A 25590-nucleotide genomic window follows, 5' to 3' on the forward strand; every position below is an offset into this window, starting at 1 on the left:
ATTAGTCAATGTTTTGAACAGGTTAGTGTAATAGTTCCAACTTGGTTGATTTATGTTGGGTATAAAAGTCCAGATGTGCCCTAATTTTGCCTGCTAAAATAAGTAAAAACAGAATTCTGATTATTTAGATAATAAAGTTATGATACAGCTTTACCCCGCATTTTTTGTTGGTTTAAAAAAGAAAGAAGTTAATAATTTCTTTTTGCGAATTATCGCCTTAATGCTTTTGTTGCTGGCTTTCACCTTTGGTGCTAAAGCCCAGGATATAACCGAAACCTACACATCAAATGGTACTTTTGTTGTACCCGCGGGTGTAACAGAAATTACGGTTGAAGCCTGGGGCGCCGGCGGTGGAGGTGGTAACAGAACCAGTAGAGGAGAAGCCGGTGGCGGTGGCGGTGGTGCTTATGCCAAAAGTGATTTAACTGTGGAGCCTGAAGTCTCCTACGATATTGTTGTTGGAGAAGGAGGGAATTCTGGAACAAATGGAGGGAATTCTTCATTTGCAGTGAATATGGTAGTTGCTGACGGAGGGAAAAGTGTTCCTGTTAACAATGAAAATGGAGGTGCTGGTGGTTCTGTTGCAAATTCCATTGGTGATGTTGTTTATTCAGGTGGAAATGGTGGAAAAGCTGGAGATACCGGAGGTTGGAGGCCAACGTATTATTCAGGCGGTGGCGGTGGCGCTGCTGGTAGTACTGGAAACGGGAACTCTGCATCTGGTCAAACAGGCGGTGCTGAAAAAGAAGAGCATGGAGGTGCTGGAGCAGATGGTGTGACAAATAATTCTGATGGTGGTGATGGATTGCAATATGGTGGTGGAGGAAGTGGTGCAAAAAGAGGATGGTTTGGGAATAATGATGGAGGCTTAGGTGCAAGTGGTTTTATTCGTATAACTTATACACCTCCCTACCGTTCCGAGTTTAGCTCAGCGAATATAGGCGACCCGGTCTGGGGTATCGGAGAAACCCGTACAGTTTCTGTTACAGTAAAAAATACCGGTCAGGCAACCTGGACAGACAGCAATCCCGATATCAATATAGGTGTTAAGTGGAATGAGGAGCCTGACTACATGGTACGTGTTGACGCCAATGATCTGGCCCCGGGCGCTGAAAGGACTTATAATTTGGAGATTACAGCGCCAGCAACAATGGGCGCCAATAACCTTACTTTCGATGTGGTAAATGAAGGGAATTTTTGGTTTGGCGATACTGACCATAGCACAGCAATTGTTTCTGAAGAAATATCCATCGTTCCCGATGTTAACAAATACTACTCCTACCGTTCGGGCGACTGGAACGAACCCACCATTTGGACACACGACCCCAGTGGAACAACCCAGGTGGGCAACAGTGTTCCCGAAAGTTACGATGAGGTTTATATCCTTTCTGGGCGTAAAGTTAGTTTATCCAATGATATTGATGTTGATAATCTGAGAGTTGCCATTAATGAAGGTGGTGTATTAGATCTTTCAGGTAACCAATTTGCATCGGGGCTTTTTTCTTTGAAAGGTCAGGGAACCCTCAAAATCGCCTCTGCCTATTTCCCGTCGGTGAGTGATATAAACACTTTTGTGGAAGTCAATGGCGGTACAACCGAGTATTATAATGCGTCTAATTTTCAGCTGCCTCAAAGTCAAAGTGTTTACAATAATCTGTTGATTAATACTTCCGGGGCAAGGGCAACTCAAAGAAACAACATTATCCTCAATGGCGATTTACATGTTAAATCCGGGATTTACAGGATAAACAATAACAGTGCAACCAACAGACTTTCTCTCGAAATTAATGGAGATGTTATTGTTGAGGAAAATGGTTTTATTTCTGTAGGTGAAGGAAATACTGTGACAAATGACACCAATGGAGGGACGGCTCCCTTTATTGACTATTACAATAACAATTCCCATATCGTTGTTGTGAAAGGTGATTTCACCAATAACGGTACCGTGCGTTTTACCAACCAGGATGCACCCGACTTCAACAGTTTTCCCAATAACGGAATTGCGACTGTCTATTTTAAGGGGGCTTCCGATAATGTGTTGTACGCTAATGGACAAACCGACTTCTATAACCTGGTGTTGGACAAAGGAAGTGACCAGACTTACAAACTCACTGTTCAATCGACTGCCTATAGCAACTTCCGGTTGTTTGGCCGGAATGATTTAGGTGGTGAAGGTGGCGGTGCCAATCCCAACTTGCGAAAAGCCCTGTGGTTGCGCACCGGAACCATGGTGCTTGATGGGTTGGCAGTTATTCCAACTTTAACAGAAGCCAGTACAGGTGGTTCCCCCAATGGTGATTTTTACATTCCTGCTAATGCAGCACTTGAACTGAAAGGGCCAGAAGTAATAGTATTGACTACCGCCGATTCGTATCAGGAAATTAATGCTGCATATGGGACTTCTTTGGGCAGTGATGATGAAGCCGGTGTTCGTGCTTCCGGCGGAACTCAATCTTTCTCTGTTTACGGTAAACTAAGCATAAACGATGGCTATTTCTCTACCCGTGAATCGGGCGGTATCATTACCTGGGATGTGGCTTCAGGTCAGTTGGAAATTGGTGGTGGTTATTTAGATGCTAAGCAAATTAGGGCTGCGGGTGGTAATAACGGGTTAGCCTCTTATCAGCAAACAGGTGGAGTTGTGGCTTTACGCGGACGGTTTCAGCGGCAACCGAACCAATATAACTCGCCGGTAGATTTGAGAGCTGAAGGTTTGGCAACTATTGACACCGACCGAGAAACAGGTGGGCTTGACGGGAGTATGGGAACTTTCAACATCAACGATGCGTCCAACGTATTTATGATGGCCGGTGGTAAAGTACAGATCTTCGATGCTTGCGGTAACAACGGGTATGCCGTTGATATTTTTGCAGGTGCCAATAACATAAATGTAACGGGCGGTGCATTTGAGATTCTCCCGATGGATGGCAATAATGACTTAATTGTCAGAACAAATGCGCCATTGGGGAATTTTGTAGTCAACCGCTCAGGTGGAGGTTCCGACGTGGTGTTGGGCAATAATTTTCCGCTTACGGTACTCAAAAACCTGAGTTTAACCAATGGAGAGTTCGATGCCAATGATATGGATGTTACAGTTGGTGGGGATTTTACGGTTGCAGCAGATGGTTCGTACAATTCCGGTTCCAATACCACCTTATTTAATGGCAAAGATGACCAGACGTTTACAATTGATGGAATAGTAGATAATGGTTCGGGTGGATTGAATGTTTTTTCAATTAACAAATCCAGCGGTATTATTGACTTGGACGGAGCTGTCACCAGCTTGAATGTTGCCGGAGATATGCGATTACAAAATGGTATTTTTGACGATGGTGGCAAAGTTGTATATGTTCAGGGTAATCTTGCCTGTGGAGGAATTCATGCGGGTGAAGGACACATTGAACTCAATGGAGCAAACGTACAAACAATTGAAGGAGGAGGAGTGCTGGGCAATCTGCATCTAAACAACAATAATGGTTCTCTTGCACCAATTGTGTTGAATTCCGACATCCGAGTGAATGGTACCATTACGTTTTTGCGAGATAAACTTTTTAATATCGGTTCGAATAACCTAGAGCTGGGCCCTGATGCGACTTTTGTCAATTCAGGTGACAATCGGTTTGTGCAAATAACCGGTCAATCAGGTGATAAGGGGATAACTAAAAACTGCGCAGCTCCCGGAGAATTTGTTTTTCCCGTTGGAGTAGATTATTATACTCCGGCTACAATTACCCTTAATGGTGTTCCTGCCTCGTATGGAAGCATTTCAGTCGTGCCTGTTGATGCTGAACACCCTAATTCTACAGAGGAAGACAGGTCATTGGCCTATCACTGGCGGGTTAAATCCAATGGCCTTAATTTGGGAGGAGCAACTGTAACTCATGAATATTTATACCACGACTCCTATGTGGCAAGTCAGGGTAGCGTTAATGAAGATGAATATGTTCCTGCTCGTTATTTATCCGATTCATTTAGTTGGTCAACAGGAGATGCAATTGATGTGGATGAAGATAATAATATCATTGGGGGAAGCTTTTTGACTAATGTGGATTTCATAGAGGGTGACTATACGGCGGGGGATAACACACCCACCAATCCTTTTGGCGAATCAGAAATATTTTACAGTCGACAAAATGGTAAGTGGAACAACAATCACACCTGGTCATTAAGTGGGCATGCCAAAGATGACAGACCGTCTCAGGCTCCCGGTGCAGGTGATATAGTGGTGATAGGAAACGGGCATGAAGTGACATTGGAGTCAAATGCGACTTCACCTGATAGGGATGTTCAGAATTGTGCCAGTTTACAGATTGAAGAGGGATCTGTCCTGGATGTTGGATACAATCCCGGTAGTACATTCAGCATTGTTCGTTCGCATCCAAATGGCAATGGACTCCTAAGAGTAAGGCCATCGGAAAATTCAGGTAGTACCTTTGAATTTCCAAATGGAGATTTCTCTGAGTTTAATACCGAAATGGGAACTACAGAGTTATATACGACCAACCCAGAGGCAGGAACCACTTATTGGTTGGCCAATGATGTAACCAGCTATGGTAATCTCATCATCTCTCCGGTTGGGGGTTCTAATATTATTTTCGGGAACACCGATCTTACCATTTATGGAGATTTAACCACTAAGGGGCAGAACTCCGAGTCATGGTTTTTGCCTACCTGGGATTCGAATTATCCTACAGCTCCCACGCAAAGAAGAGCTAAGACGATTACGATTAAAGGCGATTTTAATATTGTGGGGGGAGCATTGATTTATTATGGGAACAGGGATTTAGCTCAGGATATTGTAGTAGAAGGGAATTTAGTTGTTAGCTACGGTGCAGGAATTCAGGTTTATAGTCGAGCCAACAACCAAAGCATCAGTATTGGAGGAAGTTTAATTAATAATGCTTCATTTGGAAATGGAGTTGATGAATACGCTGGTTGCGATTTCACCGATATTCCGGTTACTTTCTTTGGTGATAATGATGCAAAAATTACCAATACATCAGGTACACCCGATACACGTTTTGATGAAGTGACCATTAATAAAGGCAATTCCCAGGAAACCAAACTCACCATCGATATTACCGGTAATCTGGAAACACCTGACGACAACTGGCTTACCTTACAAAACGGAACCCTGGAGTTTAAAAGAGACAATACCAATCAGGATTTCACTATTACCACCCAAAGTTCGTTTACCATTCCTTCAACGGCCGGATTGCTCGTTGATTATGATAACTCCAACGGAGCTCGTGTGCTTATGGGGAATGACAATACCAACAACAACGACTTATTCCTGAATGGTAAACTCACTATTGTAAATGGGGATGTTTTCGTAGGTGCACCATACAGTCCCGATAATAATAACGACATTGAGTATGCCGGTGGTGGCGCTTCTGCCATCGAGGTTCAGGGCGGTCAACTGGTGGTGAACGGCCAGGTTCGTCGCAATCCTGCTACTACAAGTGGGATCCTCAGCTATTCACAGAGTGGTGGTGAGGTAGTTATAAATGGCCGCAATGCCAACGCTACCAATGCCAAACTGGAAGTCCTCAATCAGGGCAGTGAATTTAATATGTCGGGAGGTACGCTAACCATTGTTCGTGGTGGAGGCGGAAACAGCTATGGAGACCTTTACCTGCGTCCCGAATCTTCCAATGTAACAGACGGAGATATTGTTTTTGATAATGAAGAGAGTGGTAATGATGAACAGTACCAATTAGATGCCAATGTGCCTTTGAATAATCTTACTATAACAGGTCATTCCGGCTATAATGCTACGGTTAAATTGCTGGTGAGTCCGCTAACACTGAACGGTAATCTTAATATTGACAATGAAAACAGCATTTTTGATGCCAATAATGAAAATAATATCAACCTGACCGTTAATGGCGACTTTATCAATAATGGTACCTATAATCATTATGAAAACCTTACTACTTTCAATGGTGGAGAACAAACCATTGAAGGATCAACGGCAACTGATTTCTATGACCTGAAAATTAATCCTGTTACATCAGTTTCTCTTATTCGTGATGTTACAGTTCGGGATAATCTGGAGCTGGCTTCAGGACAGTTATTGGTTGATGACTTTACTGTAACGGTAAATGGTGATCTTATCAACAATGCTACTTATATTAATGGTGCAGTATCCGGTGGTGTTGTGCTTTCAGGAGGAGAAGAGGAGCATCAGATTTCCGGAACAGGGGCTTATGGTCGTTTGGAACTCAACGATGGGCATGGTGCCCGATTGCTTAACGATGTAACTCTGAAGAATGACTTCGTTCTGACCAACGGTGTTTTGAACATTAATCAGTATCTCTTTACCCTTAATTCGGATGCATATATTTTGGGAGATGATTTTGGTTCCGGTAAAATGATTTCTTCAGACGGCGTTTTTAGCAACCAGGGAATGAAAAAGTATTTCTCTGCAAACAGTGCCGGAACTGAGTTTACTTATCCGATGGGTATTGGTGATAAATATACACCGGTGCAAGTGAAATTTACCGGCAATAACCAGGCCGGGGCTATCAGAGTCAATGCTATTAATGCAAAACATCCATCATCTAAAGATCCATATCGTGTTCTTGATTGTTATTGGGAAGTTGAGCATTCAGGACTGGATGGTTTTCAGGGCGATGTAGATTTTTATTATAGCGATGATGATGTATTGCAGGTCGTAAGCGATGAAGCAAATTATATTGCAGCAAGGCTTAATCCCGTTGATTACAACTGGTTTAAGTATTCAGCAGATGAGGTTGTTGAAGATGAGAATATCATTCACATTAACATTGGAAGCGCTACCAATATTAGTGGTGAATATATGGCCGGCGTTGATGATGATATTCCTAACGATGTGCCGGTTTACAGATCGATCTCAAATGGTAGTTGGTCCAATCCGGCTATCTGGCAGCCGGTAGGCGATGCACCGGCTTGTTCGGATGAAGGTCCACAGGGTGCTGTCGTTATTATAGACAGCGAAGTAACAATCGATGAAAATTATCGATTCTCCTATAAAACGACCATTAATGATAAACTCAAAGTAGATCAAATAACTTATGGGCATAATCTCGGAAAAATCGACGGAGAAGGTACTTTATATGTAGAAGACGCATTAATGCCTGCCGGTAAATACGATGATTTCCTTGGTTGTGGCAACAATTCTACGCTTGAATTTGGTGGAAATGGTGACTATAATATTGTAGCTGATTTGTTTACTTCCATATCAAATTTAAAAGTTTCAGGAAGTGGAAGTAGATTTTTGCCTGCTAAGACATTAAGCATTTGTAATAGTCTGGTGATTGATGGAGCTACCCTTGATAATAGTGTGAACAATGAAACTCTAATTATTGAGGGAACCATGGAGCGATATAACAGTGGTCGCTTTATCGCCGGGTCAGGTGCTAATGCAACCGTTAGTTTTGCCGGTGATGCAGAGCAAATGCTAGGGGGGACTAACGGAGGTTTTAGCGGAGTCAATGCTTTCAATAATCTGGAGATTGATAATGCCAGTGGTCTGTCCATTCAAGGTGCAACGGAAGTTACTGGTACGTTGATGTTGACGGACGGGATCATAAATACCTCGGAGACTAAATCTCTTACCATTACGAATACCTCTTACAATAGTGTAACGCCTGCTGGTGGTCATTCCGGTTCTTTCGTGAACGGCCCGCTGGTTAAGCGAATTCTACAGGGAGGATCATTTACTTTCCCGGTAGGAAAAGATGGGGTACTTGGTAATAAGCTCACAGTTGCAGCAACTCAGGGGGGAACCATCGACTGGTCCGTGGAGTATTTTACCCCTAACAGTACTTATGCGCAGTATAGCGATCCGGTGACTTATGTGAATTCCAAAGAATATTGGAGAGTCAGTGCACCGGATGGAAGTAAATCCCGAATTGGCATCAACTGGGATGGTTCAAGTGATGTTACTCCCCTGATGACCATGAACGGACTTATTGACTTGTTGGTTGCCAACTATGATGATAACGTGGGTGAATGGATTGATATTGAATCCTCAGCAAGTGGTGATAATAATTACGGTACTGTTGTTACCGATGACCGGATCACCATTTCTGCCGAAGGACAAAAGGACTTTACCACAGCTACGCAAAATGCAGTGAAAGCAAAAGCAAAACTGACACCTGCCGGTGTATTGTGTGGAACCGAAGCTGGTATCCCTGTTACTTTTACATCATCGACACCCATTCCATTTAATTACGAGTTGGTTTATACCATTGATGGTGTTGAGCAAACACCTGTAACAGTTACTTCAGTGCCTTTCACGCTTCCCACGCCTCAGGCAGGTGAGTACCAGTTGACAGGTTTTACCTATAATAATGGAACCGGAACAGGTGTGGTTGATGAAGAGATCGTCACGGTTTATGCTTCACCAACAACAGCTGATGCTGGTGCTAATCAGTCAAATTGCGGTGGTTCTTCAGTTGAATTAGAAGGAAATACTGCCGATGTAGGCGTTGGTTTATGGACTATTGTTTCAGGTGACGGAGGAAGTTTTGATGCACCTACTTCACCAACCAGTAATTTTTCAGGAACAAACGGTTCTGCTTATACGCTTCGATGGTCAATTAGCAATGGTGAGTGTATTTCAGCTGATGAGGTTACCATTACTTTCCCGGTTCTGGCAGATCAACCCGGTGAGTTTTCCGAGTACGACACTGAAGTTTGTCAGGGAGCGAACAATGTGGTTTTCACCGTTCCGTTGGATGTAACCATATCGAATTATAACTGGAGTTATTCCGGTGAGGATGTAACCATAAATGGCACCGGAAATTCTGTTTCGCTTTCCTTTGGTATTTCAGCTACAAGTGGCACTCTTTCCGTTACAGCTGAAAATAATTGCGGAGAGAGTGATCCGAGAGAAATTGCAATTACAGTAAATGAAGCCATATCCGGCGTCACATTGGAGTCAAATATTGAAGGTTCCCTGTGTGTGAACAATAGTCCCGTATTTACAGCCATTCCTGCCAAAACAATAACCGGTTTGAGCTATGAATTCTTTGTTAACGGAGTCTCCGGGCAAAATGGAGCTTCTGAAACATTTGAACCCGTTAATCTTATGGATGCAGACGTTGTGAATGTGGTTGCCACTTCAGCAGATGGTTGCAGCACGACTTCGAATGATATAACAGTTTCTGTTGTTGCCACTGATGGTTTGTGGATGGGAACAGAGGATGCCGACTGGAACAATGTTGCCAACTGGTGCGCGAATGTTGTTCCTTCGACAGGTGATATTACTATTTCCGGTAATAGTGTTCATGCGCCGGAGGTTACCGCCGATATGGATCTTACCTGGCTTACCATTGAGGAGAATGCCAACCTTGTTGTGAAGCCCGGGGTGATGCTTGAAGTTACAGGAGATGTGGTAAATGATGGAAAGATAACCCTTGAAAGTGACGCAGATGCATTGGCTGCTTTGTATTTGCCGGAATCACCAACTAAAGCAGGAATCGGGAATGTAGTTATGAATATGCCAAAGAACTATTACTGGTATATCGGTTCTCCTTTGCGTTCTGAAGTTGATGGAAAAGCAAAAGCTTCATGGTTTGGGGATTTGAATAATGACCCGAATTCGATTGATTGGGTATTTGTTCTTCGCTACAAGAATGGACGAAACCAGTGGTTGAGAGTAGTTGGAGATATTGACTTAACCGAGATGGAAGGTGTTAGTACCTGGTATTATCAGAATAAAGTATTGGATTATGAAGGAGAGATTAATGTTGGTGAGTTTTCAAGAACTTTTGCAGAAATTGACCATCATTTGTTTGCCAATCCATATCCAACGGCTATAGACTGGGAAGATCCTGCTGGTTGGGGAAGAAGTGATTTTGGTAATACCATGTGGAACCGGGTGACTTTTGGTGGAGAGCGTACCTGGCAAACTTACAACAACGGTGGTGATGATGATCCGGGAGTGTATGCTTTGCCTCCCGAAGCGTTTGGTCAAACTGCAGAAAATGTAAGTTATATTCCGCCTTATCAGACTGTTTGGATTAAGGCTGAAAAAGAAAATTCTACATTGACGGTTTCACCGGAAACAAGGGTTAAGGATAATAGTGTTGGATTGAAGAGTGCAGGGACTGATGAATCGCAGAAAGTTAATATCATACGTCTGCAAATTAGTAATTCAAAAGCCCTGGATGGAACAGTCATCTATTTTTCGGGTAATTTCATGGATGAAAAGGGGAGAGAGGATTCTGAAAAGCGGTTTAATGATTCCAAAAATATTCCTGAAATCTATACCCGCATTGGAGGAAATGCTTATAGTATTAACGGGAAATCCTTGTTGACTGAGGCTGCATATTCTTTGCCTGTAAGCGTTAGAACCCGTATTATTGAGGAGACACAGATTTCGGTTAATTTGTCCCGCTTTCAAGCCAATTATGATGTATTTCTGGAGGATAAGGAAACAGGAGCGTGGGTGAATATGAAGGAAAATCCGGAATATGTGTTTGTTCCTGTTCATCAGGGGCATGAGCATAACAGGTTTGTGCTCCACCTGGAGAAAACTCAGGAAATACCAACCAATCTTAACAATTCTAATGAGTATGTGCCTGGAGATATTTCGATTATTGGAAGGACTGAATATGCACTTGTGAGAATTAGTTCGGACTTGCTGCAGCCTTCAGGTGCTCTTATTGAAGTGTTGGATGTGAATGGTCGTTTGATTAGTCGCATGCGAACAATTGGATCCAGCACCGAAGTTGATTTGCCTGATAATAGCGGTGTTTATGTGGTTCGTGTTAATGCCGGAGGAACCATGAAAACAGGAAAAGTGGTAAGATAAACAGGACATCTTACGCTATTAACTTTAATCAATATTAGAAAGAAAGGTTCTCACAAAGTCCCCCTTGGGGGGATTTAGGGGGCTGTAATATCACAATTAACCCTGTGAAGTTAAGAAGCCCTGTTCTGAAATGTCGGAACGGGGCTTCTTTTTTAGGCTTATAGCACGTTATTTCTCAAGGTTAAAATAAATAAAAAGGCTGAAATTCCCTTTTCAGGAGTCTCAGCCTTTGAAGATTATTAAGCTTCTTTTTTAATTTGTGGATGTCGTTTTTGAGAGAATTATTACCTCTGATACGTGGGAGATCCTCCACCAAAAGGATTCTCCTTTGGGTAGTCGGGTTGCGTTGGGAGCTCTGTGCTTGGGAAGTTTGAGGCATTCGTCGTTTCATAGTTTTCTCCTCCAGGTCCTCCCGGCGGGCCAGGGTCTCCAGGTGATGGATCCTGTAGCAGAACCACCCGATCAATCTCCACCACCTCCAACACCGGTTTCCGGTAGGCCTTTTTATTACTTGTAGTATGTATGTTATTCCCGATTTTCATTCAGGTCAAATCGCTGTTTGGTGTAATTTATAGTAATATATCTCTCTCCTTACGGGTTGTGGGTGCTAAAGGTTTCGCGGGGTGGTATTTATCTATCACGCATAAGACCTGTTTCCCCTTCTCCCTTTATACTAATTTTCAATGCGCAAAGATTGCAAAAAATGAGGAAACAGCCTACAGGATTGGATAAATAGGGGAATTTCTTTGATGAAAGGAGAGAGTAGCCCCCTAAATCCCCCCAAGGGGGACTTTGAGTTGCGCTGTGTGGGGGGGGAGGAGGGTTCGGGGTTTTAGGTTCTGGGTTTTAGGTTTTGTGGGTTGGCGGTTCCCCCTTCAGGGGGTTAGGGGGTAGTGCGGCTGGGGGATATTAGGGTTTTGGGTTCAGTGTTCCGTGTTTGAGTTGCGGGTTCTGCGTTGAGCGTTGGTTTCGGGTTATATCGTGTTTTGAGTTGGGTGTTGAGTTATGTGTTGGTTGAGAGTTTTTCAAGTAAATTATTAAATAAGTCTGAACTTGAGAAGGTAAATTATCAACAACTTACTGGTAAAGAGCATGTTTTATCTTTGAATGAGTTTTACTGTTTAAAAGGCGGGGAGGCCCGTTCGTTTTCCGGGCCGGCGGTTGGCGAGAAGGCTTAATGGGCGACTTCAAGGCCTTGCGTGTCAGCCGGAAATTAAGCCTGATGCGGGCGGATAGGTTTAAACGGACTAGACTTTTTTGTTTCCTTTTTGGGGCAATGCCAAAAAGAAAATTGATAAAGAAATCAAAAATTGGCCTGCTGACCTTTTCAGCAGGCCCTAATTAATGATTTGCTGATAATGATTTTGTATATTTGTGTTACCAACTCTGTAAATTTTAGATATATGAACAGGCAGGTGTTAATAGACAATACAGTAAATAAAATCAGACAATTACCTGATACAAAAATTCAGGAAATTAATGACTTTGCTGAATTTTTATTGAGTAAGATTGATGATAGGATTATGTCAGAGAACATTCAAAAGTTGACATCCGATTCAAAAGCGTTTGATTTTTTAAAAGACGAAGAGGATTTGTACGATGTGAATGATTTAAAAGAAAGATACAAATGAAGAAAGGAGATGTGATATTAATTCCTTTTTCCTTTTACTGATTTGTCCGGCAGTAAAAAAGACCTGCAATAGTCTTGATTGATTCAGAGGACGATGTGACTATATGTTTTATTACCACTCAGTTAAAATGGCAATCAGAATATGATATATCCATTGATCCATCATTTGCAAATGGATTAAAAAAGACCTCTTTGGTAAGATTAAATAAAATTGCAACCATAGATAAAAATTTAATCATAGGATTGTTGGGATGTCTTGATGAAGAGAATTTTTCTAAACTTGACAAAAATCTGATAAGGATTTTTCAATTACAAGATTGGGGAGCATGAGCCCTGTTCACCCAATTATTTCTGTTTATCTCAGCTTATTTCAAGATGTTTTTTTATCCTGGCAATAAATGACTTCATCTCGTCAAACATTTCCGAAACCACATCTTTATCAAAATCTACATATACATCGTAATCACCTTTGGTGCGACGATTAAATGCTTTATTAATCATTTTTCCATATTCCGGCTCAATTTTTTCAGGATGGATAAAATTCTTATTGAACCAGCCAATTAGTTGAGCATGTTTAGAGGTTTCAAACTCATAAACCAATCCAAGTGCTAATAATTAATAAAACATTCCGTAATAAATCCTGTTGACGGCTGCTCGCAATCTTGCGTTGTCAATCAGAAGTTTTACATCTTCAATTGTTTCTTCTGCTTCTTGAATTCGATGGCGTATCAGGTTATCTATTTCGTCACTGTTTTTATTCATGCGTATAATCCTGTATTTAAGGCTTTGGTATAAATTGGTTGCTTTCCGCGTCCGGAATTGAGTTCTTTAATTGACAACAAATGAACATCCAGTAAAATATTATATTTTAAATCAATATCGTAACACAAGTCGAGAATTTTGTTTTCGTCTTTACCTGTGTAGTCTGTATTTAAAATAATGAGAATATCATAATCAGAATATTCATTTGAATTACCCTTTACCCTGGATCCAAATAATACCACATCTCTTATAGAATCCCCGTAACTTTTCTGAAGGTGCTTTTTTAATTGAGTTAATATTTGCTGATTGTTAATCATTGATTTCTATTTTGTTTTCAATTTACAAGAATAGTCTGAAAAGGAGATGTAACTTTTGTTAATATCCTCATCCGTGCGGATTTGTAATTTCTAACAAATATAACGATATTTTCAGACTTTGGTTGGCCCCTTTAGTGCAGATTTATCGCTCGGTTTTGCCACCTTGGTATCATAAAATCGTACCTACCCCTTGTTTCCGAACAAGGGGGGGTCACTCGTCTCCGACGAGAAAAGCGCATGTCGGGTTGTTTAAAGAAGAAAAGAATAGGTCTTTGTGAAGATTTTTTGTTTTTGCTTTATCGTAGGGAGACGACGGTCTAAGTTCCCCTCGTGCGGAAACGAGGGGGAGAAAAGCTTATCATATAGTGGAATATCCCATTTTACGAGCATTCTCTCAGCCTTAGCCTCTTTCATTCTACCAAACCTCAACTCCCACATCCCCTACACACTTCCCAAAGTCCCCCTTGGGGGATTTAGGGGGCCAGACCTATTTCTCAACCCGTATTCTCCCGTCCACCGCTATTATTTCATCTTTATTCCCGATCAGCGGATTCAGGTCGATCTCTTTGATTTCGGTGGCATACCGAAGTAGTGTGGAGAGGCGAACGATGATTTCCACATATTTGTCCTCATTGATGCCCTCTTTACCGCGTGCTCCTTTGATTACCGGATAGGCTTTGAGGCTACGAACCATGGAACGGGCTTCCTCAAAAGTAAGGGGCGCCAGACCGTAGGAGGTATCGCCCAGGGATTCAACGAATATGCCGCCCAGGCCACAGAGGATTACGTGGCCAAAAGTGGGTTCATACTTGGCGCCGATGAAAAGTTCGGTGCCGGTTTGCATCTTTTGAACAAGCACGGATTTCACCCCTTTGATTTTGCGCATCCGGCGGTATTCGGAGAGGAGGTGTGTTTCTGATTTGATGTTGAGGGTAACGCCGCCCACGTCTGATTTATGCACAGGCCCGATGACTTTAAGTGCCAGGGGAAAGCCAAGTCTTTGGGCCAGAGCGGTCAGCTCTTTTTTGGAAGTAGCGATTCCTTCTTCCACAATGGGGATACCCGCTGCTTCCAGTAGTTCGTTGTTGGTGGCGGGATCCAGGAAGCCTTCAGGGGCATGTTTTATGACGGTTCGGATGGCTTGAATATCAATTCCTTCTGTGAAAATCTCTTCCTCCGCCGGAGCGGGTGTCTGGTTGATGCTTGTTAGGGCTCTGGCCAGCACTACTTCGTCGGGGAAGTTGATGTGACCGTGCGAAAGGAAAAATTCCACCTCTTCACGGGCACTGCTGATAGAGGGAAGAATGGGGAATACCGGCTTTCGGCACTGCTTCATCTTTTGGTCTATCATCTCGTAGGCATCAAATACCCGTGAGAGTCCGGTGCTGCCAAAAATCACAATCATCCCGTGAATATTGTCCATTTGTGTGTCACAATATTCAATGACCTGTCCCAGTTGTTCGGCGGTGCCGGTGGCCAGTATGTCAATGGGGTTGGAGGCTGATGAGCCGGGATTCAGGATATTCAGAATGTCATCATGAGCTTTGCCTTCAATGGCGGGAATGTTCAGGCCTCCGCCCGAGAGCGCATCGGTAAGCATCACCCCTGCGCCTCCGGCATGGGTAATGATAGCCAGATTTTTACCTTCCAGTTTTGGGTAATTAAAAACGGAGGCAACCGTAGTGAGCTCTTCCCGACCAAAGCAGCGCACAATCCCTGCTTTCCTGAAAAGTGCCTCAACAGCAGAATCTGAGCTGGCCAAAGCCCCCGTATGCGAGGCGGTGGCTCGTTGTCCGGCATCGGTAATTCCAGATTTAATGGCTGCAATGCGGCATCCTTTGCGAATGAGAGAAGAGGCATGCTTTAGCAGCTTGTCCGGATTTTTGATGTTTTCGACGTAGATCAGTTTGATATTGGAACTTTTGCCGGGAATGTATGACTCATCCCAGTATTCCAGCACCTCTTCAATTCCTGTCTGGGCACTGTTGCCAACTGTAACAAGCGATGAGAAAGTCAATCCTTTTGGCAGGGCTGATTCCAGAATGAATACGGCAGTGGATCCTGATCCGGAGACAAAATCGCATCCCTTTGGATCCAGTTTAGGCACGGGACTGGTGAAAATTCCGCTATAGGTGGGAGTGAGCATTCCGATGCAGTTGGGCCCTATGAGTGCCCCGTCAACATCTTCAACTGCTTTTTTAAGTTCTTCTTCAAGTTGAGCTCCTTCCGGACCGTCTTCACTAAACCCTGCTGATATGACGATAAAAGCCCGGGTGCTTTTGGTTTTTGCCAGTTCCTTCACCGCAGGCACACAATGTTGTGCAGCGATGGCCAAAATGGCCAGATCAATCTTTTCAGGAAGGTCAGCCACGGTTTTAAAGCATCGAATGCCCTGTACCGTCTCCTTTTTAGGATTGATGACCGATAATTCTCCCTGAAAACCGCCATCTAAGATATTTTTCAGTAGTTTACCTCCCGGTTTGCTAATGTCGTCCGATCCGCCAACAACAACAATGCTTTGGGGATTCAGCAGGCTCTCATTCATCATGGTTGTCTCTGTTTTATATTTCAAAGTTAAGTTTTCCTGAACAGATTTTCTTTGAGTTTTGTCAGGGAAATTTGGCAAAGAGCATGGAGCAAGGGGCATGGGGCAAAGTAGCTGTTAGCTCTTGGCTCTTAGGAAGAGGACCGCTTTGAGGGAGTGTAAACCCGATTGAGTCAGCGTAGGGTATTTGCGGGCGGCGACCAATTGGCGTTTTAGCGTGGCGACTTTCGGGTATTTGAAAGCAGTCCCTGAAAGGGGCCAATTTGAGTAATCCCGAGTGCAACTCGGGGCAGCTGGTGCAAATGAATCGAGTTCCCGAATGGGGGCAACTCTCTAATGTTATGAGAGTTTTAAGATTTACAAATAGCCCGGATACAACATTTCTCCTTTTTTCTTATTATTTTCGAGGAAATAAAAGTTAAAACAATCCTCATTGAAAAGTACGATTCGAAATATAATATCAACTGCTGACTGGACGGCGGAAAATCTTGAGAAACTCCTGGCCTTGAGGGGAGAAGAACAAAAGGAGTTGTTGGGCATGGGGGGAGAGACACTTCTCAACAAACGTGGCAATGAAGTTTATTACCGCGGATTGGTGGAGTTTTCCAATGTCTGTACCAAAGATTGTTATTATTGTGGTATCCGTAAGAGCAATCGTAACACCGAGCGTTATGACCTGTCGGATGACGCCATTCTGGAGGCAGCCCGTTTTGCTCATGAGCACAAGTATGGTTCATTGGTTTTGCAGTCCGGAGAACGTGACGACCCTGCATTTGTGGAGCGAATCGATCAGTTGCTGAAGAAAATTAAGTCTGAAACCAACGGAGAATTGGGAATCACACTTTCGTTGGGGGAGCAGTCAGCGGAGACCTATCGGCGTTGGTTTGAAAGTGGGGCCCATCGTTATCTCTTAAGAATTGAAACTTCTGATGAAAGCCTTTATCATCAGTTACATCCGAACGATGAGAAGCATGATTTTAAAAAGAGGCTGCAATGTCTGAGGGATTTACAAAAAGCCGGCTATCAAACCGGTACAGGTGTAATGATTGGAGTGCCTGGCCAAACGTTGAAACATCTGGCGGCTGATCTCCTTTTTATGAAAAATTTTGACATCGATATGGTGGGAATGGGACCTTATATTGAACATGAGGAAACCCCGTTGTATGTGAAAAAAAATCAGCTGTGGCCTCTTCAGGAGCGTTTTCTGACATCTCTTAATATGGTGGCGCTCTTGCGGTTGATGATGCCGGACATCAATATTGCTGCAACTACAGCGATGCAGACAATTGATCCCGTGGGCAGGGAAAAGGCCATGCAGGCAGGAGCCAATGTTATTATGCCAAATATTACTCCATCGAACCAGCGGCGCAATTATTTGTTGTATCAAAACAAACCCTGCACCGATGAAGGAGCTGATGATTGCAGCAACTGCCTCTCTATTCGGCTCGAAATGATTGGAAGGGTTCCCGGATATGATCAATGGGGGGATTCGGAACATTTTTTCCGGAGGACGAAGAGTTAACCTGAATAATTCATAAATAATTTATTACGATGATCAACCAACTGCGAAGTATGAACGTCCTCGATAAAATTGATTTGAAAATAGTTCACTATTTCCTTCATCAATTTCATCTGCGGTTGTCCATATTTCTTGCTGTTTGACCATCTCATCACAAAAATTCATGAATTAATCAGGGTAAGTGATTGAATTTTCGTCTCCGGTGGATGAACTGAATAATACAGATGCCTGATCCAAGGGAGTATGGAAAGCAATGTGTTAATAATTGTATTGGCAGGTCCCTGAGAGGGGCCAATTTGAGTAACCCCGAGTGCAACTCGGGGCAGTCGGCGCGAAAGGGCCGGTCCCCGAATGGGGGCCAACTCTGTTTTTGGGCGAGTAAAGCAGCCAGGGTGAACGTAAACTCACTTCTGTGCGGATAAAACAAACAGAAATTGCTTCACTGAGTTACTAATGGCAGATTTATGTGAAAAAATAAAATCTCGGACAACTAATAGTTGGCCCCCTTCGGGGACCAGGTTTATTTTATTTACCTTGGCTACCCAGGGTTGTCCACCCGGGGTTATTCAAGTTAGCCCCCTCCGGGGCCATATCCGGTCTGGTATAGATGCATTGTTCCTCAGGTTCTTTGAGGTATTTACCAGTGATTCCCGGAGTTTTGCATAGTCGGTGGCTGGGAGAAGCAATATTAAATAATTAAAAATCTAATTCCATCAGGAAAACTAAATAAAATAATGAGAAAACCACAAAACCACATACTGGTCATATTCGGAGCTTCAGGCGATTTGACCAAACGAAAATTAATACCGGCCTTGGCCGATCTTTACCATCAGGAACTGTTGCCCGAAAATTTTGCTGTGCTGGGATTGGGCCGCACAGAGTTGTCCGATGAGCAGTTCAGAGATAAAATGAGTGACGGGGTAAAAGAGTTTGCCTCCAAGAAGGAGCGGGAACACAATGATTTTCTGGATCAACTCTATTATTACTCTTTCAATACAAAAGAAGGAAGCGAATACGAAGGATTCCGTAACCGGCTGGAAGAGTTAGATAAGGAAGTTGGTTCGGAAGGTAACTTTATATTTTATCTGGCCACACCACCTAGTATGTATCCCCTGGTACCTAAGTTTTTGGCAGAGCAGGGACTGAACAAAAGCGATTCCGGTTTTCGCCGTCTGATTGTGGAGAAGCCTTTCGGGTATGATCTGGAGAGTGCTCAGCAATTGAACTGTGATCTGTTGAAGTACTTCCATGAAGAACAAATTTACCGGATTGATCACTATCTGGGAAAAGAGACCGTTCAAAATCTTTTGGTCACCCGTTTTTCCAACGGGATATTTGAGCCGTTGTGGAACCGAAACTTCATCCATCATGTGGAGGTCACGTCCTCCGAGGATATTGGTGTTGGCGGACGCGGTGGCTATTATGATGATTCAGGTGCCATGCGTGACATGGTTCAGAATCATTTGTTGCTGCTGACCAGTCTGGTAGCGATGGAACCACCTACTTTGGTTAATGCGGAAAGCATTCGTAATGAAATTGTGAAAGTGTTGCAGTCACTGAGGCCCATTCCGAAAGATAAAGTGGAGGACTTTGTGATTCGTGGTCAATATACGGAATCAAAAGTTCGGGGGGAAGATGTAAAAGGCTATCGTCAGGAGGAGGGTGTAGATCCCAAATCGCGCACGGAGACTTTTGTGGCCATGAAGTTCTTTATCGACAACTGGCGTTGGGCAGGTGTCCCGTTTTATATTCGAACCGGCAAGATGTTACCAACACGTGTGACTGAGATTGTGATTCATTTTCAGCCCACTCCGCATCACCTGTTTTCTGAGGATAAAGAGATTCTTCGACAACAAAATCAGATGGTTATCAGGATACAACCAGATGAAGGTTTGTTGATGAAATTTGGCATGAAAGTGCCGGGGGCCGGTTTCAGGGTGCAGGATGTGAATATGGATTTCCATTACTCAGAGCTGGGTGATACTTATTTGCCTTCTGCCTACGAGCGTTTGTTGCTGGATTGTATGCTGGGTGATCCTACTCTTTATTCCCGCGGCGATGCCGTGGAGGCAGCCTGGAAGTTTATTGATCCCATTTTAAAGGCCTGGAAAGAAAACCCCTGCATCAAAGTACATGGTTATCCCGGTGGGACATGGGGACCCGATGTGAGCGATGATCTGATCGAAGGAAATATGACCTGGAGATATCCGTGTAAGAATTTATCAGACGGGCTTTACTGTGAGCTGTAGTGAGTTTTGAGTTCCGGGTGTTGAGTTTTGAAACTAAATGACATGGCTGGGACTGACCTTGGCAGGTAAGCCTAAAAACAAGGTTGTTTTATCGTAAAATCGTCTCTGTTTGAATCTCGTGCGCACAGCAAACGAGATGAGTTTTGACGATTTCGATAAAAGAACCGTAGTTTTTAGAGCGTAAGCTGGCTAAGTCTTGACTTATTGCGTTTAGTGAGAACAATATCAAGCTTGCTTGAATATTGTCGAGCGGAGCAATAATCATGTAATAATTTTTTTGATTACTTTTTTGTATCAAGACAAAAAAGTAATTCAGGGTTTAAGGGATGAAATCCCTATTGTGAAATGTTTTGGAAACTAATGATAACAAATCATGGAAACAAAAATTTTTTACTCAAAACAACAATTGGCTCGTTTCTTCGGCGATTATCTTTCCACGCTGACACAGGAGAATGAGCAGATCAACATAGCACTCTCGGGAGGCAGTACTCCGGAGACCATTTTTGATGTTTTGTCGCAGGAATACAGCAATTCTGTTAACTGGGAAAAGCTACGGTTTTTCTGGGGCGATGAACGATGTGTCCCCCCTGATGATGCGGAAAGTAACTTTAATATGACGCATCAGCATCTCTTTTCTCTGTTGCCCGTCCCTGAAACCAATATTTTCAGGATAAAGGGAGAATTGGCCCCCGAAGAGGCCCTCAGGGATTATCGGGAGGTTATTGACAAAGAATTGCCCAAAAAAGATGGATTGCCCTTTTTTGATATTGTTTTGTTGGGAATGGGTGATGATGGTCATACTGCTTCAATATTTCCCCACGAAATAGAATTGTGGGATTCGTCAGAACTTTGCGAGTTAGGTACCCATCCAACATCTGGACGGAAAAGAGTTACACTTACCGGAAAGGTCATCAACAATGCCCGTGAAGTTATTTTTCTGGTCACCGGAAAGAATAAAGCAGAGAAAGTGGACGAAATCCTTAATGAGAAAGATGATTACATGAAATATCCTGCGGCACGGGTCAATCGGGATAAAAGTCTCTGGCTGTTGGATCAGGAGGCTGTAGGGAGTTGACAGTGGCCAATGATCAATGATCAATTACCAATGATCATTGATCATTGTTTTTCCCGGTAAGAGCTTTCCAGTATTTGAGCAACAGGTCCGTAAATTTGTCAAACTCCTCTTTGAATGTGAGTCCGATTCCCTGCGTAGTGGGCGATGTTTCGTAGATGATGTCATCGTTGGATCGCGTGTAAGCCTTTGCCCTGATGGTGCCGCTGGGATTGAGTTTTACATCCATGTCGAAATCACCCACCATTTTACTGGTGTTGGTCTGATATTTTCCATAGCCCACATTGCCGTTGATGCTTACGCGATTGTTAAACATCTGCGTGGATAATGCAACCTCAATCTCTTCACTTGAGATATTGTCTTCGGGGCGGTAACTGACACCTATATCCACATCATTACTGATGTTGGAGAGCCATCGGCTAAGCTGATTGGACAACATTTCAGTGGTGGTAACTAATGCTGCATTGTTAGTCTGCAGTCCGGGATCACTTCCCATACGCATGTATTCGGGGGTGTAGAATCTGTTCAAAACCAGCAGGGAGAGTACCTGCCTGTTCATCTCATCTTCCGTCGAAATAAAGTCAAGAATATAGCTTTCCCGGCTCTCAGTGAGGGTTGGTGCTTCTAATCCGAATCTGATTCCGGGTTTTTCCAGAGGACCGTTGAGCATGAGGTTACAGTTGATGGGGATGCGTCGCTGAAGATCTCCGGATTCTTCACTCCCCGAATTGCCTGCCATGGGACCTATCAGGTCTGAGAGTGAAGCTTTAACTTTGTAAACTGCAGTGAGATCGATTCTTGCATCGTAAGGATCTCCCTGCCAGGAGACGATACCTCCTTTGTTGATATCAAATTTTTTGTTGACCAGATTTTGCAGAGAAAAAAGATATTCTCCCCTGTCGATGATGTAATCTCCGAAAAAGCTGATGTTCCCCTGTCTGTCGATCTGAATCTGGATGTTTCCGTCTCCGGAAGCACTCAGCAGGTCACCCAGGGTGGAATCGAAAATTATTTCGATGCGTGCCTGAGGGGTAACATTGATTTCCATATTCAGGGACAAGCCGGTAAGATCCACTTTATATTCGTCAATGGCGGTATTGATGGTTATTTGTTCTTCGGTTTCCTGATCGCCCGTGAATTGTATAAACTTACTCTGTACCGCTTCCTCTTTATTGGCCATGGGTATGAAAAACCGCGTGTTTTCCAGTGTTTCACCTTCAATGGTCAGTTCAACATTCTGTGTGGTTCCGGTAACCATCATCTGACCATCGGCATAAACCGTTCCGTAATAGTAGGGGTTGTCTTTAAGTCTGGTGTCCAGTACCAACATATCATTTACATCCATTTGCAGGTTGTAAACCATGTTGGAAAAGCTTTCGTGATAAATGGATCCTCTGAAATTTCCCTCTTTGCCATGTCTGTCTTTTACAGTCAGGTCCCGAAACCTGATTTCGTTGGGGTAAAACCATACTGAGTCCTTGATCTCATAGCTTGTCTGCAGCAGATCCACATTAAATGTGCCCTCATCCACATTGATTTTTCCCGAAAGCATTGGCTTTGTGAGTTGTCCTGCAAGATAGAGGTTGCCTGATGCAGTCCCGTCCAGATCCTGAAGAATATTGCCTATGAAGGTGCTGAGAAAATTTATTTCAAGATGGTCCAGTTGCAAATCAATGTCCATCTTGTTTTCTGTGGGGTTGATGTATCCTGATCCCACCAATGGTCTGTGGTCGTCTTTCAGCACGGAAGTGTTCACCTCCAGTTCACTTTTATCGGCATCCCACCTGGAACCAAGTGTAAAAAAGCCGATGGTGTCGTTGTTGAAACTAAACTGATCAATGGAGAAATTGGCAGTCCAGAGTGGTGTCCGGTAAAAGTTTTTGAGTTCAATGCTGCCATCAGCCGTTCCACCAAACCGATGCTTAAAAGTGCTTGATTCGCCTATGAACTGGGCCAGATCAATATTGTCCATCTCCAGGCGCATTCCGTCCATCGATTTTTTGTGCAAAAACCCGTTGAGACCTAACCGCTGGCTGCCATGGGTGATCTCCAATCCCTGAATGCTCATGGAGGCTGGGGTAAGCATCGCCCGGGCTTCACTGATATTCCACACCGAATCCTGCAAAATGATGGTTGAGGGAGCCAGACGGATGTCGGAATAAAATTTTTTGTTTTTATCTCTTCTGAATGAAGTGCTTGTGTAGATGGCGCCGCTGTTGGTTACTTTGTCCCAGTTGTTCCAGAAAATATTCACATCCAGCGTATCCCGGGAAGCTTTGTTGTGAACAGAAAAGTTGTACAGCGCTACCGTGTTGTCTCTTTCAATTCTTGAGGTTCTCAGGATAACCTCCATCTCTTTGCTGTTGTGACTGTTGGCATGCAGTTCAATGTCTGATGCAGAGATACCCTTGTATCCGATCTTTTCAAAACCGGCATCTATGTTTAGGATTTTATTTTCGGAATCAACATTTCCTTTTAAGGTGCCTGAGGCCGCGGCATTTAGCCCGGGTAGGATGATGGCTGCCGCCCTGTCGAAGCCGTTTAGGTTAAATTCAAAATCAAAAATGTTTTTCGGTAAATCCCTTCCCGGTTCCCGGTTGGTAAGTGAAGGAACAAAATGAGAAGCCATATCAAGAAATGACTGGCGGAACCTCGAGAAGTTGTAAAGGCCGGAAATTTTGCCGTCTATAAAGTCTGACTGAAGTTCAATTTTTTTGATGGTGTCTTCACGGAAGGCATGAAGAGAAAATGAATCCAGCGAAAGCGATGTTTCGGGAGTGTAAATCAGACCTTCTGTAATGTTAATCTTTCCAGCCAGGTTGTCAATGTTATCGCCCCGAAAGTTTGCAGCAGCGGAGAGGGTCACTACGGCATCTTTCATGGAAGGGACCAGTTTGAGCCTGTCGGGCATTACATTTTTCAACTCGGCATTAAAAAGGAATGCCGGAATCTCTCCGGATGCATCAATTTCTCCATCAAAACGGAAGAATCCGTTGGGGTCCTGCATCTCTACTGATCCGTCGAATCGCTGGTAGGTAAACAGTCCGTTGATGTTGATATCCTGATAGATGTATTTGTTCCATTCAAGAGAGTTGATGTCGCCCATCAGGTAGGCAAAATAACTTTTCTTGTTTTTCCAGAAACCGTTGATCTCCAAGTCCATATTCAGGTTTCCGGGGTTGTTTTTATTGCCGAGCGCCGTTCCTGCCCGGAGATTGTTGGTTGAGAGCGCTCCACTAAAGGAAATGCCATCTTCCGTATTGAACTTGACTCCGATATCGGTGCTCAGGGAGCCAAATTCCGTATCAAATGTTCCAAAGGCCACCATATCGCTGAAGAAACCCGTCAGATTGCCTGAATAATGAATCATACCCAGATTCTCAAGGACTGCAGGTGGATTGTCCGTTTTCCGGGTGAAACGGAGTATGTCTTCTGAAGTGGTCTGAAGTTGATCAATCTTCATGAAAATAAAGGTTTCCCGAAAATCGCTCAGGTCTGTCAGGTCAAATGATGTTTTAAGTCGTGTGCGTCGCCCGGCTGAGACCTGGATGTTTCTGCCTTTGATGTTGCGTAGTGATCCGGAAATATCCCCGGAGAGTATCAATGGATGATTGGTAACCGGGATCCCATTGAGATAAAGGGCAATTTCTTTTGGTGAGATGAGCAGCTTATCCAGTTTGGTGTGAAAACGTTGCTCTGCCGAAGGGCCTGTTTCCGATGGGTTTCGTGTAAACTCCAGCTCTTTGATGCTCAGGTCTGACCTGTCCGTGGTCAGAAAGAAATCCTTTATGCTTATTCGGTCTTCCCGAATTTTTCCTTCAGCACCTGCTCCTGTAATTTTTAGTCCGTTTTGTTCTGTGAGGCTCAGATTTTCAAGATCAAAATTGAGTGAGTCATTCACCGTTGAAGTTCTTGTGGCACTGAGGTTTAATTCGGAAAAGGTGAGTTTGTCCACTTTAAAGGATTCATTCTTAAAGATGTTGTTGGCCAGGGAAACTTTTCCATCTTCTATGTCCACACCGCGAACTGAATAGTGCCAGGTAATGGTATCCGGGCGATTTTTTTTCAGTGAGTCGAGTAAAAAGGTGAAGTTCATGGCGTCGCCTTCCTGCTTGAGATTGAGGATGGGAGAGGTGATTTTGACCCGTCCAAGGAAGATGTGTTTTTTAAAAAAGGAAAAGTAATCAATCTCAGAATGAACGTGCGGGGCAAACATCAGGGTGTCGTTGTGAAGGTCGCGAATCAAAAAATCATTCAGACGGATGCCTGAAAACGGGAGAGCCTGGATCCGTCCGATGGAGATTTCTGTATTCAAATCGTGACTAAGGCGGTTGGTCACACTTGTTACAACACGGGTTTGCACTCCGGGCAACATGAATATGAGGGAGCCGAGAATGGGTAATCCGATGATTACAAGGAGAATGATGTAAATTATTTTGTTGTAACTTTTGATGTCTTTCGGGCTTTAATATTGATGTTTTTTGAATGGTTTGGGGCAGGATTCTTGAATTCTGTGTTATATATACAAAAATAGTGCAAACACATAAAGTTTTCTAATAAAAAGGAAGATAGATTTGAAAAAAAATGGATCCTGTGAAGATATGATTAAGTTTAGAATTGCCTGTATCCCGGGAAATGTTAATCTATTTTAGGATTGGCTGAAATGGACTTAAAAAATTAGTAATTAGTTAT

The 25590-nt window shown here is 43.4% G+C and carries 10 protein-coding genes; 6 read left to right on the forward strand and 4 right to left on the reverse strand.

What is annotated here, in order from left to right; genetic code table 11:
• The first annotated feature begins 139 nt into the window (after nucleotides 1-139).
• From BY457_RS07015 to BY457_RS07030, 3 genes are all read left to right on the forward strand, one after another.
• On the forward strand, nucleotides 140-10804 hold the full coding sequence (locus BY457_RS07015) for a glycine-rich domain-containing protein (protein WP_106152623.1): 10665 nt from the start codon (nucleotides 140-142) through the stop codon (nucleotides 10802-10804).
• Between the two features lie 1403 nt (nucleotides 10805-12207).
• Complete coding sequence (locus BY457_RS07025; RefSeq protein ID WP_106152625.1) at nucleotides 12208-12435, forward strand: DUF2281 domain-containing protein; 228 nt, start codon at nucleotides 12208-12210, stop codon at nucleotides 12433-12435.
• Between the two features lie 68 nt (nucleotides 12436-12503).
• Nucleotides 12504-12764 carry a type II toxin-antitoxin system PemK/MazF family toxin gene (locus BY457_RS07030; protein ID WP_258176652.1) on the forward strand — a complete coding sequence of 87 codons (261 nt, stop codon included), beginning with the start codon at nucleotides 12504-12506 and terminating at the stop codon, nucleotides 12762-12764.
• A gap of 30 nt (nucleotides 12765-12794) precedes the next feature.
• On the opposite strand, the gene BY457_RS19340 is transcribed toward BY457_RS07030, so the two are convergent.
• The 3 genes from BY457_RS19340 to BY457_RS07050 all read right to left on the reverse strand — a co-directional run bounded on the left by BY457_RS19340 (nucleotide 12795) and on the right by BY457_RS07050 (nucleotide 16061).
• Nucleotides 12795-12935, reverse strand: a complete 141-nt coding sequence (locus tag BY457_RS19340; RefSeq protein ID WP_374956695.1) for a hypothetical protein — start codon at nucleotides 12933-12935, stop codon at nucleotides 12795-12797.
• Nucleotides 12936-13192: 257 nt separating this feature from the next.
• On the reverse strand, nucleotides 13193-13513 hold the full coding sequence (locus tag BY457_RS07040; protein WP_106152627.1) for a nucleotidyltransferase domain-containing protein: 321 nt from the start codon (nucleotides 13511-13513) through the stop codon (nucleotides 13193-13195).
• Nucleotides 13514-14000: 487 nt separating this feature from the next.
• On the reverse strand, nucleotides 14001-16061 hold the full coding sequence (locus BY457_RS07050) for an acetate--CoA ligase family protein (protein WP_106152629.1): 2061 nt from the start codon (nucleotides 16059-16061) through the stop codon (nucleotides 14001-14003).
• A gap of 430 nt (nucleotides 16062-16491) precedes the next feature.
• Here BY457_RS07050 and hydE point away from each other — a divergent pair, with 430 nt between their 5' ends.
• The 3 genes from hydE to pgl all read left to right on the forward strand — a co-directional run bounded on the left by hydE (nucleotide 16492) and on the right by pgl (nucleotide 20901).
• Nucleotides 16492-17580, forward strand: coding sequence for a [FeFe] hydrogenase H-cluster radical SAM maturase HydE (gene hydE / locus BY457_RS07055; RefSeq protein ID WP_106152630.1), 1089 nt, complete (start codon nucleotides 16492-16494; stop codon nucleotides 17578-17580).
• A gap of 731 nt (nucleotides 17581-18311) precedes the next feature.
• The gene (zwf, locus tag BY457_RS07065) at nucleotides 18312-19826 is read left to right on the forward strand and encodes a glucose-6-phosphate dehydrogenase (protein WP_106152632.1); all 1515 of its coding nucleotides are present in this window, start codon (nucleotides 18312-18314) and stop codon (nucleotides 19824-19826) included.
• 373 nt (nucleotides 19827-20199) lie between these two features.
• Nucleotides 20200-20901: a 6-phosphogluconolactonase gene (pgl, locus tag BY457_RS07070; protein ID WP_106152633.1), complete on the forward strand. Its 702-nt coding sequence runs from the start codon at nucleotides 20200-20202 to the stop codon at nucleotides 20899-20901.
• Nucleotides 20902-20935: 34 nt separating this feature from the next.
• Here the strand turns inward: pgl and BY457_RS07075 are convergent, their stop codons facing one another.
• Entirely contained in the window at nucleotides 20936-25273 is a 4338-nt protein-coding gene (locus BY457_RS07075) for a translocation/assembly module TamB domain-containing protein (RefSeq protein WP_106152634.1), read from the reverse strand.
• Nucleotides 25274-25590 lie beyond the last annotated feature (317 nt).

It is taken from the genome of Marinilabilia salmonicolor, from assembly GCF_003003035.1.
GTDB classification, from domain to species: Bacteria; Bacteroidota; Bacteroidia; order Bacteroidales; family Marinilabiliaceae; genus Marinilabilia; species Marinilabilia salmonicolor_A.